12 protein-coding genes and 1 pseudogene are annotated in these 16,125 nt (G+C 69.0%); 7 read left to right on the forward strand and 6 right to left on the reverse strand.

The window, feature by feature from the left end; all coding sequences use genetic code 11:
- The 5 genes and pseudogenes from G3573_RS12435 to G3573_RS12455 form a co-directional block, all read right to left on the reverse strand.
- Positions 1–249 (reverse strand): annotated as a pseudogene (locus G3573_RS12435) (hypothetical protein); the annotation flags it as partial.
- Between the two features lie 101 nt (positions 250–350).
- Complete coding sequence (locus G3573_RS12440) at positions 351–659, reverse strand: DUF1493 family protein (protein WP_163261403.1); 309 nt, start codon at positions 657–659, stop codon at positions 351–353.
- Entirely contained in the window at positions 656–862 is a 207-nt protein-coding gene (locus G3573_RS12445; RefSeq protein WP_163261404.1) for a Trm112 family protein, read from the reverse strand. Before G3573_RS12445 ends, G3573_RS12440 begins: the two co-directional genes overlap by 4 nt.
- 4 nt (positions 863–866) lie before the next feature.
- The gene (locus tag G3573_RS12450; protein ID WP_163261405.1) at positions 867–1,523 is read right to left on the reverse strand and encodes an LON peptidase substrate-binding domain-containing protein; all 657 of its coding nucleotides are present in this window, start codon (positions 1,521–1,523) and stop codon (positions 867–869) included.
- Positions 1,524–1,632: 109 nt separating this feature from the next.
- Positions 1,633–2,526: a co-chaperone YbbN gene (locus tag G3573_RS12455; protein WP_163261406.1), complete on the reverse strand. Its 894-nt coding sequence runs from the start codon at positions 2,524–2,526 to the stop codon at positions 1,633–1,635.
- A gap of 154 nt (positions 2,527–2,680) precedes the next feature.
- Here G3573_RS12455 and polA point away from each other — a divergent pair, with 154 nt between their 5' ends.
- Positions 2,681–5,563 carry a DNA polymerase I gene (gene polA, locus G3573_RS12460; protein WP_240454670.1) on the forward strand — a complete coding sequence of 961 codons (2,883 nt, stop codon included), beginning with the start codon at positions 2,681–2,683 and terminating at the stop codon, positions 5,561–5,563.
- Between the two features lie 43 nt (positions 5,564–5,606).
- On the opposite strand, the gene G3573_RS12465 is transcribed toward polA, so the two are convergent.
- On the reverse strand, positions 5,607–6,329 hold the full coding sequence (locus G3573_RS12465; protein ID WP_163261408.1) for a TetR/AcrR family transcriptional regulator: 723 nt from the start codon (positions 6,327–6,329) through the stop codon (positions 5,607–5,609).
- A gap of 169 nt (positions 6,330–6,498) precedes the next feature.
- Between G3573_RS12465 and G3573_RS12470 the strand changes: the two genes are divergently transcribed.
- From G3573_RS12470 to G3573_RS12495, 6 genes are all read left to right on the forward strand, one after another.
- Positions 6,499–8,754: a TonB-dependent receptor gene (locus tag G3573_RS12470; RefSeq protein WP_163261409.1), complete on the forward strand. Its 2,256-nt coding sequence runs from the start codon at positions 6,499–6,501 to the stop codon at positions 8,752–8,754.
- A 95-nt stretch (positions 8,755–8,849) separates the two neighbouring features.
- Positions 8,850–10,217, forward strand: coding sequence for an MFS transporter (locus tag G3573_RS12475; protein WP_163261410.1), 1,368 nt, complete (start codon positions 8,850–8,852; stop codon positions 10,215–10,217).
- Positions 10,218–10,384: 167 nt separating this feature from the next.
- Positions 10,385–11,590, forward strand: a complete 1,206-nt coding sequence (gene sucC / locus G3573_RS12480; RefSeq protein ID WP_163261411.1) for an ADP-forming succinate--CoA ligase subunit beta — start codon at positions 10,385–10,387, stop codon at positions 11,588–11,590.
- A gap of 3 nt (positions 11,591–11,593) precedes the next feature.
- Positions 11,594–12,478: a succinate--CoA ligase subunit alpha gene (gene sucD, locus G3573_RS12485; protein ID WP_163261412.1), complete on the forward strand. Its 885-nt coding sequence runs from the start codon at positions 11,594–11,596 to the stop codon at positions 12,476–12,478.
- 275 nt (positions 12,479–12,753) lie between these two features.
- The gene (locus G3573_RS12490; protein ID WP_163261413.1) at positions 12,754–15,735 is read left to right on the forward strand and encodes a 2-oxoglutarate dehydrogenase E1 component; all 2,982 of its coding nucleotides are present in this window, start codon (positions 12,754–12,756) and stop codon (positions 15,733–15,735) included.
- Positions 15,736–15,821: 86 nt separating this feature from the next.
- Positions 15,822–16,125 (forward strand): biotin/lipoyl-containing protein (locus G3573_RS12495; RefSeq protein WP_346427374.1); only part of this gene is annotated, 304 nt, incomplete at its 3' end.

Raw genomic sequence — 16,125 nt, forward strand, 5'->3', positions numbered from 1 at the left:
CCCGCCGGATGCGCCGCCGCCTCCGCTACGGCCCCCGCCGGCGCCGCCGCCCGCCGTACCGCCGCCCGCGACCCAGCGACAGGCGTCGCGTCGCGCGGGATCGGAAGACTTGGGATCGCAGAGCTGGGCGGCCGCGGCCGCCAGCGCCTCCTGGGCCGTCATGGGCCTGGCCGCCTGGGCCGAGGCCGTCGACGGCAGGGCCAGGGCGCCGATGAGCAGCGCCCCTAGCATCGGATGTGTCGCACGCATGACCGGCCTCCCTGATCGGAAGCCGTCAGAGTCCCGCGCCCGGGAGCGCGCGCGAGGTCATTGCGGTGAAGCGGGACCGGCCAGCGACGAGGCGCGAGGCCTCAGCGCGCCGGCCAGCGCTTCGTCTCGACCGCGTCCAGCAGGTCCGCGACCGTCAGGCTCTTGTAGGCGCGCAGGCCGAACCAGCCGAGCGCCGGCTTGCCGGCCTCCGGGGCGAAGCGGCCGAGTTCCGCGCGCGAGACGTCGACCCCGAAGGTCCGGGCCATCCACAGCGCCAGGTCCTCCAGGTCGTCGCCGTCGATGGCGAGGTCGGCGTAGACCTCGGTGTCGTCGGCGATCGGTTTGTCCTTCAGGAAGGTCAGCTCGCGCAGCTTCGCGACGACGCGGTCGCGCGCTTCCTCGCGGCTCACTCGTCCAGCTTCCGCGCCTCTTCCGGCAGCATGATCGGCACGCCGTCGCGGATCGGATAGGCCAGCTTGGCGCCGCGGCTGATCAGCTCGCCGCGGCCGCGGTCGTATTCCAGCGTCCCGTGGGTCACCGGGCAGACCAGGATTTCCAGCAGGCGCGGATCGGGGCCGGGCGGGGCGGAGAACGGATCGGTGTGTTCGCTCATGGACCTATTGTACCGCCGGAGGCGCGCCGTCGGAAGGATCGGCGGCGTCGATCTGCAGAAGAGCGGTCAGCGCCTTGCGGCGGTCGACCAGGCTGTCGGCCTCCAGCAGGGCCTGCTTCTCGGCCGGATCGAAGGGCAGGGCCATGGACAGGCTGTTGACCAGGGCCTCTTCCGGCGCGGCCTCGGCCGTGGCCCAGTCGACGTCGAGAGCGCGCCGGGTCAGGTAAGCCTTCAGCGCGTCCAGGAAATGCTCGCGGTCGAAGGCGAAGTCCTCGGGCGAGGGCTTCAGGTCCTCGTGGAAGGCCTCGTAGTCGACCTGGACCTGGCGGTAGGGCGTCTGCACCGGCAGCTCGCCCGCCACCCGGAACCGGGCCACCCCGGTCAGGGTGACCAGGTAGCGCCCGTCCGAAGTCTCCGAATAGGCGGTCACCCGGCCGATGCAGCCGATGTTGGCCAGGTCCGGGCGGGCGCGCTGGCCGCCGACGGTCTGGATCATGCCGATCACCCGCTCGCCGGCCATGGCGTCGTCCACCATGTTCAGATAGCGCGGCTCGAAGATGTTCAGCGGCAGCTGGCCGCGCGGCAGGAGCAGGGCTCCGTCGAGGGGGAACACCGGAACGACCTGGGGCAGGTCGGTGACCTTGACGTAACCCTGCGGCATGGGCGGCTCCTTGAGCCTGTCCGTTCAGATGGAAACATCTGAACGGAAAAAACAGGCTCTTCGTTCAGATGCTTGAGCGCGTTCCGGATGCACTTTTGCGGAACGCGCTCTAGCTGAACAGCAACGACGACAGGCGACGACGGCCGTTCTTGGCCACCTCCGAGGTCGGGCCGGCGGCGTCGAAGATCTTCAGCAGCTGCATGCGCGCCGCCTGATCGTTCCACTCGCGGTCGGCCTCCATGATCTTCATCAACTGGTCGACGGCGTCGTCGAGGCGCCCCTGGCCGGCCAGCGCGTTGGCCAGCTCGAAGCGGGCCTGGTGGTCGGCCGGGTTCGCCTGCAGGGCGCGCTCGAACTCGGCGGTCTCCGACGACCCGGAGGCGAGCTCGAGGGCGGCGCGGACGCCGGCGATGTCGGGGTCGTTCTTGGCCTCGGGCGGGGCCATGTCCAGGATCTGGAGGGCCTGGTCCGGCTCGCCGCTGGCCAGGGCCACGCGGGCGTAGCCGGCGATGGCCTTGGGGTTCGCGGGGTCGATCTGCAGCACCTGGGCGTAGCCCTGGGCCGCGCCGCCCAGGTCGCCGAGGGTCAGCGACTCGGCCGCCTGCGACAGCAGCTCCTCGATCTCGGCCTTGTCGCCCGGCGTGCCGGTCAGCCGCTCGATGAACTTCTTGATCTCGCTCTCGGGCACCGCGCCCATGAAGCCGTCCATCGGCTGGCCGTTGACGAAGCCGTAGACGGTGGGGATCGACTGCACGCGCAGCTGGCCGGCCACGCGCGGATTGCGGTCGACGTCGATCTTCACCAGCTTCACCGCGCCGCCGGCGGCCAGCACGGCTTTCTCAATCGCCGGAGTCAGCTGGCGGCACGGGCCGCACCAGGTGGCCCAGAAGTCGACGATCACCGGCTGCTTGCGCGATTCCTCGACGACGTCGGCCATGAAGGTCGCGTCGGAGCCTTCCTTGATCAGGTCGGCGGGCGAGGCGAGCGCGGTGTCTCCGTGCATGGGGCAGTCCTGTGGGATGCGCGCAGGGCCGGACGGCCCCCGCGAGGCTTAAAACGTTTCCCGGCTAAAATGGTCGCAGCGCGGCGCGGCCGCAACGTCGCCGGGCGAACGAGACGCGGTGACGATCCGTGCGACGCTCCTTATGTTGCCCGCCATGACCGACACGCTCTCGCCCGACGCCGTCGACACGGCCCCCGCCGCGCGCGACCTGACCCAGGACGGACCCAAGGTCCGCCTCTTCCTGGTCGACGGCTCCGGCTACATTTTCCGCGCCTATCACGCCCTGCCGCCGCTGACCCGCAAGTCGGACGGCCTGCCGGTCGGCGCGGTGGCCGGCTTCTGCAACATGCTGTGGAAGCTGATCCGCGAGATGCAGAACGGCGAGAAGCCGACCCACCTGGCGGTGATCTTCGACGCCTCGGAAAAAACCTTCCGCAATGATCTCTATGATCAATACAAGGCCCACCGGCCGCCGCCGCCCGAGGACCTGATCCCGCAGTTCGCCCTGGTGCGCGAGGCGACCCGCGCCTTCGGCCTGCCGGCGATCGAGCTGGGCGGCTACGAGGCCGACGACCTGATCGCCACCTACGCCCGCCAGGTCGAAGAGCTGGGCGGCGAGGCGGTGATCGTCTCCTCCGACAAGGACCTGATGCAGCTGGTCACCGACAAGGTGGCCATGATGGACCCGGTCAAGAACACCCTGATCGGCCGCGAGCAGGTGATCGAGAAGTTCGGCGTGCCGCCCGAGCTGGTGGTCGACGCCCAGGCCCTGATCGGCGACAGCGTCGACAACGTGCCGGGCGCGCCGGGCATCGGCCCGAAGACCGCCTCGGCCCTGCTGCTGGAATACGGGGACCTGGACTCCGTCCTGGCCCGGGCCGGCGAGATCAAGCAGGAGAAGCGCCGCCAGACCCTGATCGACTTCGCCGACCAGATCCGCCTGTCGCGCGAGCTGGTGCGCCTGGCCACCGACGCGCCGGTGCCCGCGCCGATCGACGACTTCGGCGTGCGCGACCCGGACGCGGCCGTGCTGGCCGCCTTCCTGGAGCAGATGGAGTTCCGCACGCTGGCCCGCCGGGTCGGCGACGGCAAGGCGTCCGCCCAGCCGAGCCCCGCTCTTGGCGCGCCCAGTTTCGGCCCGCCGGTGGCCAAGGCCCCGATCGCGGCGCGCGCCGAAGCGCCGGCCGCCCCGGTTCAGCCGCAGGCGTTCGACGTCAGTCAGTACGAATGCGTGCAGTCGCTGGAGGCGCTGGACCGCTGGATCGCCCGGGCCTTCGAGGCCGGGGTGGTCGGCTTCGACACCGAGACCGACGCCCTGTCGGCGACCCACGCCAACCTGTGCGGCCTGTCGCTCTCAGTCGGCCCGAACCAGGCCTGCTACGTGCCGCTCGGCCACTGCGCCGAGGACGGGCTGGACCTGATGGGCATCAAGCTCGAGCAGATCGACTACGCCGCGGCCATGGCCCGGCTGAAGCCGCTGCTGGAGAGCCCGGCGGTGCTGAAGGTCGGCCAGAACATCAAGTACGACCTGACGGTGATGGCCCGCTACGGCGTCGACGTCGCCCCGATCGAAGACACCATGCTGATCTCCTACGTGCTGGAGGGCGGCCTGCACGGCCACGGCATGGACGAGCTGTCGGAGCTGTGGCTGGGTCACAAGCCGATCGAGTTCAAGTCGGTGGCCGGCAAGAAGAGCTTCAAGCACGTCGAGCTGAAGCCTGCGACCTGCTACGCGGCCGAGGACGCCGACGTGACGCTGCGCCTGTGGCGGGTGCTGAAGCCCCGGCTGCAGCGCGAGGGCCTGACCACGGTCTACGAGACCCTGGAGCGGCCGATGCCGGCGGTGCTGTCGGCCATGGAGCGCGCCGGGGTCAAGGTCGACCGCGAGCGCCTGCGCCTGCTCTCCAACGACTTCGGCCAGCGCATGGGCGAGCTGGAGATCGAGGCGCACAAGCTGGCCGGCCGGCCGTTCAACCTGGGCAGCCCCAAGCAGATCGGCGACATCCTGTTCGGCGAGCTGGGCCTGCCCGGCGGCAAGAAGACCGCCACCGGCGCCTGGGGCACCGACGCCTCCATCCTGGAGGAGCTGGCGCTCAGCCACGACCTGCCGCGCATCCTGCTGGACTGGCGCCAGCTGTCGAAGCTGAAGGGCACCTACACCGACGCGCTGGGCCAGGCGGCCGATCCGGACACCTCGCGGGTGCACACCAGCTATGCGCTGGCGTCGACCACGACCGGGCGTCTGTCGTCCTCCGACCCGAACCTGCAGAACATCCCGGTCCGCAACGAGATCGGGCGCAAGATCCGCGCCGCCTTCGTGGCCGAGCCGGGCCACGTGCTGATCAGCGCCGACTACAGCCAGATCGAACTGCGCCTGCTGGCCCACATCGGCGACATCCCGCAGCTGAAGCGGGCCTTCGCCGCCGGCGTGGACATTCACGCCTCCACGGCGTCGGAAATGTTCGGCGTGCCGGTCGAGGGCATGCCGGCCGAGACCCGCCGTCGCGCCAAGGCGATCAACTTCGGCATCGTCTACGGCATCTCGGCCTTCGGCCTGGCCAACCAGCTGGGCATCCCGCAGGGCGAGGCCGGCGACTACATCAAGACCTACTTCGAGCGCTTCCCGGGCATCCGCGCCTACATGGACGAGCGCAAGGCCGAGATCCGCGAGCACGGCTTCGTCACCACCCTGTTCGGCCGCAAGGTCCACATCCCCGACATCCGCGCCAAGTCGGTCGGCCAGCGTCAGTTCGCCGAGCGGGCCGCGGTCAACGCGCCGATCCAGGGCACGGCCGCGGACATCATCCGCCGCGCCATGGTCCGCATGCCGCAAGCCCTGGCCGAGGCGGGGTTGAAGACGCGCATGCTGCTGCAGGTGCACGACGAACTGGTGTTCGAGGCGCCCGAGGCGGAAGCCGAAAAGGCGATCGCGGTGATCCGGCAGGTCATGCAGGGCGCGGCCGAGCCGGCCGTGTCGCTGTCCGTGCCGCTGGTCGTCGACGCCCGCGCCGCGGCCACCTGGGACGAGGCGCACTAAGCGCGAGGGCGAGGGGTGTCGGCGTGACGCCCCTCGTTCGGCCTTACGGCTTCACGCACACAGCCCGGAAGCCCGCGCCGGCGAAGCGGACCATGTAGCTGAGCACCGAGTCCAGGTCGCCGGACTTGCACAGGCCGCCGGACAGGCGGTCCAGGCGCCCGGTCTCGCCCATGGACAGGGTCAGGGCGCCGGACAGGTTGTGATAGGCCCAGAACAGGTCGGCCGGCTCGGCCGTGGGCAGGGCCCGCCGGACCAGTTCGATCAGCCGGTAGACCACCGGGTCGAAATAACGGGTCATGGTCTCGCCGCCCCAGGACGGGTTGGCGTTGGTCTGCGAGACCAGCGCGCAATAGTGCTTCCAGCCCGGTCCGCCCTTGGCCGACAGCTCGAACACCGGCGCCAGGAAGGCCTCGATCACGCCCTCGGGGGTGAGGGCCTCGCCGGCCGCCTCGGCCCGGGCGGCGTAGGCGTTCATAGCCTTCATCCGGTCGCCGTTCATCACCTCGGCCCGGCGCAGGAACACCGCGTCGAACAGGCCGCGCTTGGTGCCGAAGTAGTAGTGCAGCAGGGCGGTGTCGACGCCGGCCTCGCGCGCCACCTCGCGGATGGTGACGCCGTGGAAGCCGTGCTTGGAGAACAGGTCCTCGGCCGCGTCCAGGATCATCTCGCTGGTCTCGGCGGGACGCTCGGCCGCCGCCGCCTTGGGCGGGCGGCCCCGGCGGGCAGGGGCCTTTGCGGCCGTTTTCAGAGCGACGACGTCGGACATGGCGCGCCTTCTAACTTGGATCGCGGGCGGGAGCGATGATCGCCCTGCCACACCCGCGTTCGAAATTCATCCCTCGATGAACAAGGGTTTGACAAAACGCCTTCCCTAGCTTCACCGTACGCGGAAATCATTGCCCGCTGAATAAAAGAGCGGTCGGGGGAGGGAACAAATGAAAGCTTTGTGGAAAGCCACGCTGCTGGCTGGCGCGGCCTATGGCGTGCTCGCTGCTCCGGCGTTCGCCCAGGAGGCGGCCGACAACACCCAGGTCGAAGAGATCGTCGTCACCGCGCGGCGCACCGAGGAAAACCAGCAGAGGGTGCCGGCTTCGGTCTCCGCCTTCAGCGAGAAGACCCTCGAGCGCATCGGCGCGACCGACACCACCGGCATCCAGGGCGCGGTGCCGAACCTGAACATCGTCCAGGGCCGCGGCTCGAACGACGCGACCAACATCTTCATCCGCGGCGTCGGCCAGCCGGACGCCCTGCAGACCTTCGACCCGGCGGTCGGCGTCTACGTCGACGACGTCTATTACAGCCGTATCCGCGGCACCCAGCTGGACCTGCTGGACCTGCAGCGCGTGGAAGTCCTGCGCGGCCCGCAGGGCACGCTGTACGGCAAGAACACCATCGGCGGCGCGCTGAAGCTGGTCACCCGCAAGCCGGGCCAGGACTTCCGCGCCCAGGGCTCGGCCACCTACGGCACCTTCAACCAGATGGAAGCCAAGGGCTCGGTCTCCGGCCCGCTCACCGACACCTTCGCGGTCGGCGTCTCCGGCCTGGTGTCGGTGCGCGACGGCTACGTCGAGGACGCGGTCACCGGGGCCGAGTACAACGACAAGAACACCAAGGCGATCCGCGCCCAGGCGTCGTGGAACCCGTCCGACGCGGTGAGCGTCGACTTCTCCGCCGACTACAACACCCAGGACACGGGCATCACGGTCGGCCGCCAGGAAAGCGCGCTGTTCCGCACCGACTTCTTCCTGGGCGCGACCGTCCTGGTCCCGGCGCCGGCGCCGGGCAGCGAGTTCAACTTCAAGTCGCGCACCACGCCGGGCCTGCCCAACAGCTCCAAGCTGGACCACTGGGGCGCCTCGGTGGTGGCCAGCATCGACCTCAGCGACAAGCTGACCCTGAAGTCGATCACGTCCTATCGCGAGCTGTCCTACGACGACTACATCGACATCGACGCCAGCCAGTACGAGCTGGGCGACGTGTTCGTGGGCGTCCGCCAGGCGCAGCAGAGCCAGGAGTTCCAGTTCGCCTATACCGGCGACAAGTGGACCTCGGTGACCGGCGTGTACTTCCTGAAGGAGGACATGACCTCGCACCAGGAAGCCTACGGCGACGACCTGTTCACCTGGTTCGGCACGCCGCTGGGCTTCACCCGCTACATCGACGACTCCCTGGTCACCGAAAGCAGCGCGGCCTACACCAACCTGTCCTACCAGTGGACGGACAAGCTGCGGGTCTCGGGCGGCCTGCGCTACACCTACGAGACGAAGGACTACGACCGCACCACGACCGCCGACTGGTCGGTCATCCTGGCGGACTCGACCTTCGCCTTCACCCAGAGCGACAGCTGGTCGAACCTCTCGCCCAGCCTCTCGGTCGACTACCAGCTCACCGACGACGCCATGCTCTACGGCCGGGTCTCGAAGGGCTTCAAGTCGGGCGGCATCAACGGCCGGGCCAACAACCCGGGCGAGCAGGCGCCGTACGATCCGGAAACCGTCACCAGCTGGGAAGCCGGCGCCAAGACCCAGTGGGCCAACAACAAGATCCGCGCGAACGTCGCGGTGTTCCTGAACGAGTACAAGGACTTCCAGGCCCGGGTGACCGACTTCGTCGAGAACCCGACGCCGTCGCTGCCGCCGCTCGCCTCGCTGACGGTGATCAACGCCGGCGAGCTGCGCACCGCCGGCGCCGAGCTGGAGCTGTACGCCAACCCGACTCCGCAGCTGCTGCTCGACGCCCAGATCGGCTACCTGGACGCCAAGTACGAGGAGTTCACCGATCGGCGCTTCACCGCCTTCGGCAACAGCCGCGCGTTCCAGACCCCGGCCTTCTCGCCGGAATGGACCGCCCGCTTCGGCGCTTCGTATGAGTTCGACCTCGGCGCCATGGGCGGCGTGACGCTGGGCGGCCAGGCGCGCTACCGTTCGGAAATGGCCCTGGCCATCGACAACACCCTGGTCAACTCCAATGTGAAGCTGCCGTCGATGTTCCAGGAGGCCTACTGGCTCTACGACGCCCGCGTGGTGTGGGACAGCGCCGACGGCAAGTACTCCGCCGGCCTCTACGGCAAGAACCTGACGGACGAGGTCTACAAGACCGACGCCCAGGAGTTCTCCAACATCGGCGGTATCCGCACGGCCTACTACGGCATGCCGCGCACCGTGAGCTTCACGGTCACGGCCCGCTATTGACGGCTGGCTGAGCTGTCGATGAACTGACCCAGGCGGCGGCGGTCTCCGGACCGCCGCCGTTTTTCTTTCCGCGTACCGCTCCGGGGGGAGCTGACATGTCCGACGCCGTCCAGACCGGCTCCGCCGTCGCCTCGAAGGCCGACGCCGCGCCCAGCCAGGGCTACCGCCTGTGGGTGCTGTTCGTCCTGATCACGGTCTACACCCTCAACTTCCTCGACCGGCAGATCGTCGGCATCCTGGCCACCCCGCTGAAGCAGGAGTTCGGCCTTTCGGACGCCCAGTTCGGCCTGCTGGGCGGGCTGGCCTTCGCGCTGCTGTACTCCACCCTGGCCATTCCGCTGGCCTGGCTGGCCGACCGGATCAGCCGGGTGTGGATCATGACCGTGGCCCTGGCCATGTGGAGCGGCTTCACCGCCGCCTGCGGCTTCGCCAGCAGCTTCGCCCAGCTGTTCCTGTGCCGGATGGGCGTGGGCGTGGGCGAGGCCGGCGGGGTGGCCCCGTCCTACTCGCTGATCGCCGACTACTTCCCGAAGTCCCAGCGCGCCCGCGCGCTCGCCGGCTACGCCTTCGGCATTCCGCTGGGCACGGCGGCCGGCACCCTGGTCGGCGGCCTGCTGGCCGCCCAGTACGGCTGGCGCACCGCCTTCATCACCGTGGGCCTGCTGGGCGTGCTGGTCGCGCCGCTGCTGCGCCTGACCGTGCGCGATCCCAAGCGCGGCGGCCTGGACGCGCCGGCGCAGCCGGCCGCGGCCGCCGCCAAGCCCAAGGCTCCCAGCTTCCGCGAGGTGCGCAAGACTCTGTTCCGCAAGCCCAGCTTCTGGCTGCTGTCGTTCGGCGCGGCCGCCTCGTCGGTGTGCGGCTACGGCGTGGCCCTGTGGCTGCCGTCGTTCTTCATGCGCAGCTTCGGCCTGACCCTGCAGCAGACCGCCTGGTACTACGCCGGCATCGCCCTGATCGGCGGCGTGATCGGCATCTGGCAGGGCGGCTCGCTGGCCGACCGCTTCGGCGCCAAGAACCGCGGCGCCTATCCGCTGGTCCCGGCCGTCGCCTTCCTGATCTCGGTGCCGTGCTTCGTGCTGGCCATGAACTCCGGCTGGCTGATCGGCCAAATCATCCCCGGCGCCGGCGCGAACAGCTGGCAGGCCCTGGCGCTCGCCTTCGCCATCTTCCTGATCCCCACGGGGCTGAACCTGGTGTGGCTGGGCCCGATCACCGCCTCGGTCCAGCACCTGGTGCCCGCGCCGATGCGCACGACCGCCTCGTCGCTGTTCCTGCTGATCAACAACCTGCTCGGCATCGCGGTGGGCATCTACTACTTCGGCTGGATGTCCGACCTGCTGCGGCCCTGGTTCGGCGAGGAGTCGCTGCGCTGGTCGATCTACACCGGCATGGGCTTCTACCTGCTGTCGTCCATGCTGCTGATCACCGCCTCGCGGACGCTGAAGAAAGACTGGGTCGAATAAGGCCCTCACGCTCCCGGTTCGGGAGCGCCGGCGGCGTTCTTGTCAAGCTGGCGGCCTCTCGCGGTTGCACCTGCGAAGTCGCCTCTCTATAACCGCCCCCGCGTCGGGGCCGGGCCGCCCAGGTCCGGCCCTTGTCGCGCCTCCCCGACCGGTACCCACGGGCTCCCATGAACATCCACGAGCATCAAGCCAAAGCCGTCCTCGCTGAGTTCGGCGTCGCCGTTCCGCACGGCTATCCGGCCTTCTCCGTCAAGGAGGCCGTCGAGGCCGCCAAGAACCTCAAGGGCGACACCAAGGTGTTCGTCGTGAAGTCCCAGATCCACGCCGGCGGGCGCGGCAAGGGCAAGTTCGTGGGCCTGAAGCCCGACGCCAAGGGCGGCGTCCGGGTGGTCAAGTCGGTCGACGACGTGAAGGCCAGCGCCGAGGAGATGCTCGGCCGCGTGCTCGTCACCCACCAGACCGGCCCCAAGGGCAAGCAGGTGAACCGCCTCTACATCGAGGAAGGCGCCAACATCGACCGCGAGCTGTATCTCAGCCTGCTGGTCGACCGTGAAACCTCGCGCGTGGCCGTCGTGGCCTCGACCGAAGGCGGCATGGACATCGAAGAGGTCGCCCACGCGACCCCGGAAAAGATCGTCACCTTCTCGATCGACCCGGCCACCGGCGTCATGCCGCACCACGCCCGCGCGCTCGCCAAGGCCCTGAACCTGAAGGGCGAACTGGCCAAGCAAGGCGCGGCTCTGCTGGGCCAGCTCTACGCGGCGTTCAACGCCAAAGACATGAGCATGCTGGAGATCAACCCGCTGATCGTCACGGCGGAAAACCAGCTGCGCGTGCTCGACGCCAAGATCAGCTTCGACTCCAACGCGCTGTACCGTCACCCGGACATCCTGGCGCTGCGCGACCTCTCGGAAGAGGACGAGAAGGAGATCGAGGCCTCGAAGTACGACCTGTCGTACATCGCGCTCGACGGCGACATCGGCTGCATGGTCAACGGCGCCGGCCTGGCCATGGCGACCATGGACATCATCAAGCTGTACGGCGCCGAGCCGGCCAACTTCCTGGACGTCGGCGGCGGCGCCTCGAAGGAGAAGGTCACCGCGGCCTTCAAGATCATCACCGCCGATCCGGCCGTGAAGGGCATCCTGGTCAACATCTTCGGCGGCATCATGCGTTGCGACATCATCGCCGAAGGCGTGATCGCGGCGGTGAAGGACGTCGGCCTGAAGGTGCCGCTGGTGGTTCGCCTGGAAGGCACCAACGTCGACCTCGGCAAGCAGATCATCCGCGACAGCGGCCTCAACGTGATCCCGGCCGACGACCTGGCCGACGCCGCTCAGAAGATCGTTACCGCCGTGAAGGGGGCTGCGTAACCCATGTCCGTCCTCGTCACCAAAGACACCAAGGTCATCTGCCAGGGCATCACCGGCAGCCAGGGCACCTTCCACACCGAGCAGGCCATCGCCTACGGCACCAAGATGGTCGGCGGCGTGACCCCGGGCAAAGGCGGCCAGGCTCACCTGGGCCTGCCGGTGTTCGACACCGTCGCCGAGGCCCGCGCGGCCACCGGCGCCGATGCGACCGCCATCTACGTCCCGCCGCCGTTCGCCGCCGACTCGATCTGCGAAGCGATCGACGCCGAGATCCCGCTGATCGTCTGCATCACCGAGGGCATCCCGGTGATGGACATGGTCCGCGTGAAGCGCTCGCTGGCCGGCTCCAAGTCGCGCCTGATCGGTCCGAACTGCCCGGGCGTGCTGACGCCGGGCGAGTGCAAGATCGGCATCATGCCGGGCAACATCTTCAAGAAGGGCTCGGTCGGCGTCGTGTCGCGCTCCGGCACCCTGACCTATGAGGCCGTGTTCCAGACCTCGAACGCCGGCCTGGGCCAGACCACCGCGGTCGGCATCGGCGGCGATCCCGTGAAGGGCACCGAGTTCATCGACGTGCTGGAGATGTTCCTGGCCGACCCCGAGACCAAGTCGATCATCATGATCGGCGAGATCGGCGGCTCGGCCGAAGAGGAAGCCGCCCAGTTCCTGGCTGACGAGAAGAAGAAGGGCCGGTGGAAGCCGACCGTCGGCTTCATCGCCGGCCGCACCGCCCCTCCGGGCCGCCGCATGGGCCACGCCGGCGCGATCATCGCCGGCGGCAAGGGCGGCGCCGAGGACAAGATCGCGGCCATGGAAGCCGCGGGCATCAAGGTCTCTCCGTCGCCGGCGGCGCTGGGCGAGACCCTGATGTCGGTCCTGAAAGGCTGATCCGCGGAGCGCGGGCGCCGGCCTTCGGGTCGCATAGCCCGCGCCTCCTCCGGGCGTCCCCGCCTTGCGGGGACCCAGAGCGGACCGCTCGGAGGAGACTTGCGGAAGAACGACGGCGGATCTTTGGATCCGCCGATGCTCTGGGTCCCCGCCATCGCGGGGACGCGTGGAGTCAGACCAAGGCCTCAAAGCCGCCGTCGCTTCGCCGCCCCGAACACACTATGTTGACGCTCGGCGGTTAGACGCCGAGCGGCGCGGCGTGAAGGTCAAGGGTCATGGCGGACGACTCCGGTCGGCTCAATCAAGTTTTCGCGGAAACCTCGTTCCTGTACGGGGGCAACGCCGCATACATCGAAGATCTGCACGAGCAGTGGGCGAAAGACCCCGGCTCGGTGGCGCCGGCCTGGCGCGCGTTCTTCGACCAGCTGCGCGACAATCCTGAAGCGGTGAAGCAGTCGGCCGCGGCCGGCTCCTGGGGCCGCGAGGTCGCCATCCCCCGCACCGAGACCCTCTCCGCGCTCGACGGCCTGTGGCCGGCGGTGGAGGCCAAGGCCGCCAAGGGCATCGCCGAGAAGAAGCCGGCCGGGGTCGCCGCCGCCAGCGCGGGCGACGTGCAGGCCGCCGCCCGCGACAGCGTGCGCGCGCTGATGCTGATCCGCGCCTACCGCACCCGCGGCCACTTCGCCGCCCAGCTGGATCCGCTGAACATCGAGCAGCCGGCCTCCAACCCGGAGCTGGACCCGGCCTTCTACGGCTTCTCGCCGGCCGACATGAACCGGCCGATCTATCTGGACGGCGTGCTGGGCATGGAGTCCGGCACCCTGACCGAGATCATCTCGATCATGCGCCGGACCTACTGCGGTCCGCTGGGCGTGCAGTTCATGCACATCCCCGATCCGGCCGAGAAGGCCTGGATCCAGGAACGCATCGAGGGCCGCGACAAGGAGATCACCTTCACCAAGGAAGGCAAGGTCGCCATCCTCAAGAAGCTGATCGAGGCCGAGACCTTCGAGCGCTTCCTGCACAAGCGCTTCCCCGGCACCAAGCGCTTCGGCCTGGACGGCGCCGAGGCCACGGTCCCGGCCATGGAGCAGGTGATCAAGCGCGGCGGCGCGCTCGGCGTCGACGAGATCGTGCTGGGCATGGCCCACCGCGGTCGCCTGAACATGCTGGCCGCGGTGATGGGCAAGCCCTACCGCGCCATCTTCCACGAGTTCCAGGGCGGCAGCTCGGTTCCCTCCGACGTCGAGGGCTCGGGCGACGTGAAGTACCACATGGGCGCCTCGTCGGACCGCGAGTTCGACGGCAAGCGCGTGCACCTGTCGCTGACCGCCAACCCGTCGCACCTCGAGATCGTCAACCCGGTGGTGCTGGGCAAGGCGCGCGCCAAGCAGCAGTTCGACATCCGTGAGTCCGGGGTGACCTACGGCCCGAACGACACGCCGGACCGCTCAAAGGTCGTGCCGCTGCTGATCCACGGCGACGCCGCCTTCGCCGGCCAAGGCGTGGTGGCCGAGTGCTTCGCCCTGATGGGCCTGCGCGGCTACCGCACCGGCGGCACGCTGCACTTCGTCATCAACAACCAGATCGGCTTCACCACCAGCCCGCGCAACTCGCGCTCCTCGCCGTATCCGTCGGACGTGGCCCTGATGGTCGCCGCGCCGATCTTCCACGTGAACGGCGACGATCCGGAAGCGGTGGTGTTCGCCGCCAAGGTGGCCACCGAGTTCCGCCAGCAGTTCGCCAAGGACGTGGTGGTGGACATGTTCTGCTACCGCCGCTTCGGCCACAACGAAGGCGACGACCCGACCTTCACCCAGCCGCTGATGTACGCCCGCATCAAGGACCAGCCGTCGACGCGCGAGATCTACGCCAAGCGCCTGGTCGGCGAAGGCGTGGTCACGCAGGCCGAGGTGGACGCCTGGGTGGGCGAGTTCGAGACCTTCCTCGACGCCGAGATGACGGCCGGCAAGGCCTTCAAGGCCAGCAAGGCCGACTGGCTGGACGGCCAGTGGAAGGGCATGGGCCTGCCCGAGAGCGACGAACGTCGCGGCGACACCGCCGTGCCGATGGCGCGCCTGAAGGAGATCGGGACCAGGCTCACCACCATCCCCGACAGCGTGAACATCCACCGCACGCTGAAGCGGGTGATCGAGAACCGCGCCGAGGCGATCCAGACCGGCAAGGACCTCGACTGGGCCATGGCCGAGCACCTGGCGTTCGGCACCCTGCTGGACGAGGGCTTCCCGGTGCGTCTGTCCGGCCAGGACAGCGTGCGCGGCACCTTCAGCCAGCGCCACTCCGGCATCATCGATCAGACCACCGAAGAGCGGTACATGCCGCTCAACAACATCCGCGCCGGCCAGGCCAATTACGAGGTGATCGACTCGGCCCTGTCGGAAGAGGCGGTGCTGGGCTTCGAGTACGGCTACTCGCTGACCGACCCGAACACCCTGGTGATGTGGGAAGGCCAGTTCGGCGACTTCGTGAACGGCGCCCAGGTGGTGATCGACCAGTTCATCTCGTCGGGCGAACGCAAGTGGCTGCGCATGTCCGGCCTGACCATGCTGCTGCCGCACGGCTACGAGGGCCAGGGGCCGGAGCACTCCTCCGCGCGTCTGGAGCGCTTCCTGCAGTCCTGCGCCGAGGACAACATGCAGGTCGCCAACTGCACGACCCCGGCCAACTACTTCCACATCCTGCGCCGCCAGATCCACCGGCCGTTCCGCAAGCCGCTGGTGATCATGACGCCGAAGTCGCTGCTGCGTCACAAGAAGGCGGTCTCGACCCTGGCCGACATGGCCGAGGGTTCGTCCTTCCACCGCGTGCTGCACGACGACGCCCAGACCCGTCCGGACGTCGCGGGCGTCAAGCTGGTCGGCGACGACAAGATCCGCCGCGTCGTCCTGTGCTCGGGCAAGGTCTATTACGACCTGCTGGAGGACCGGGAGAAGCGCGGGATCAACGACGTCTACCTGATGCGCCTCGAGCAGTTCTATCCGTGGCCGATGAAGTCGCTGATGACCGAACTGGGCCGCTTCAAGAACGCCGAGCTGGTCTGGTGCCAGGAAGAGCCGAAGAACATGGGCGGCTGGACCTTCGTCGACCCGTGGCTGGAGCTGACCCTGGAGCGCATGAGCGTGAAGGCCAAGCGCGCCCGCTATGTCGGCCGTCCGGCTTCGGCGGCCACCGCCGCCGGCCTGATGAGCCGTCACCTCAAAGAACTCGAAACCTTCCTCAACGAGGCCTTCGCCTGACCTTGAGATGCTCGCGCCCTTTGCTGGGCGCGGGCGTCGGGTTTAAGAAGCCTTCGCGACTTTTCCTCCCCGGAGCCTGATTGAAAATGGCCGACATCCTCACCCCCGCGCTCGGCGAGTCCGTCACGGAGGCGACCATCGCCCGCTGGACCAAGAAGCCGGGCGACGCGGTGAAGAAGGACGAGGTGCTGGTCGAGCTGGAGACCGACAAGGTCTCGCTCGAAGTCGCCGCGCCCGCCGACGGCGTGCTGGCCGAGATCCTGACCCCGGAAGGCGCCAACGTCGTCCCGGGCACGGTGCTGGGTCGCGTGACCGAAGGCGCCGCCGGCGCCAAGGCCGCACCGGCCGCTGCTGCGGCTCCGGCCGCGGCTCCCGCCGCCGCGCCGGCCC

It is taken from the genome of Caulobacter sp. 17J65-9, assembly GCF_010975005.1.
Taxonomy (GTDB): domain Bacteria; phylum Pseudomonadota; class Alphaproteobacteria; order Caulobacterales; family Caulobacteraceae; genus 17J80-11.

Bases quoted from the DNA above. Each gene is read 5' to 3' on its own strand.
- G3573_RS12470 (WP_163261409.1), top strand. From the start codon at position 6,499: ATGAAAGCTTTGTGGAAAGCCACGCTGCTGGCTGGCGCGGCCTATGGC.
- polA (WP_240454670.1), top strand. From the start codon at position 2,681: ATGACCGACACGCTCTCGCCCGACGCCGTCGACACGGCCCCCGCCGCG.
- G3573_RS12490 (WP_163261413.1), top strand. From the start codon at position 12,754: ATGGCGGACGACTCCGGTCGGCTCAATCAAGTTTTCGCGGAAACCTCG.
- G3573_RS12450 (WP_163261405.1), bottom strand. From the start codon at position 1,523: ATGCCGCAGGGTTACGTCAAGGTCACCGACCTGCCCCAGGTCGTTCCG.
- sucD (WP_163261412.1), top strand. From the start codon at position 11,594: ATGTCCGTCCTCGTCACCAAAGACACCAAGGTCATCTGCCAGGGCATC.
- G3573_RS12445 (WP_163261404.1), bottom strand. From the start codon at position 862: ATGAGCGAACACACCGATCCGTTCTCCGCCCCGCCCGGCCCCGATCCG.
- sucC (WP_163261411.1), top strand. From the start codon at position 10,385: ATGAACATCCACGAGCATCAAGCCAAAGCCGTCCTCGCTGAGTTCGGC.
- G3573_RS12455 (WP_163261406.1), bottom strand. From the start codon at position 2,526: ATGCACGGAGACACCGCGCTCGCCTCGCCCGCCGACCTGATCAAGGAA.
- G3573_RS12475 (WP_163261410.1), top strand. From the start codon at position 8,850: ATGTCCGACGCCGTCCAGACCGGCTCCGCCGTCGCCTCGAAGGCCGAC.
- G3573_RS12465 (WP_163261408.1), bottom strand. From the start codon at position 6,329: ATGTCCGACGTCGTCGCTCTGAAAACGGCCGCAAAGGCCCCTGCCCGC.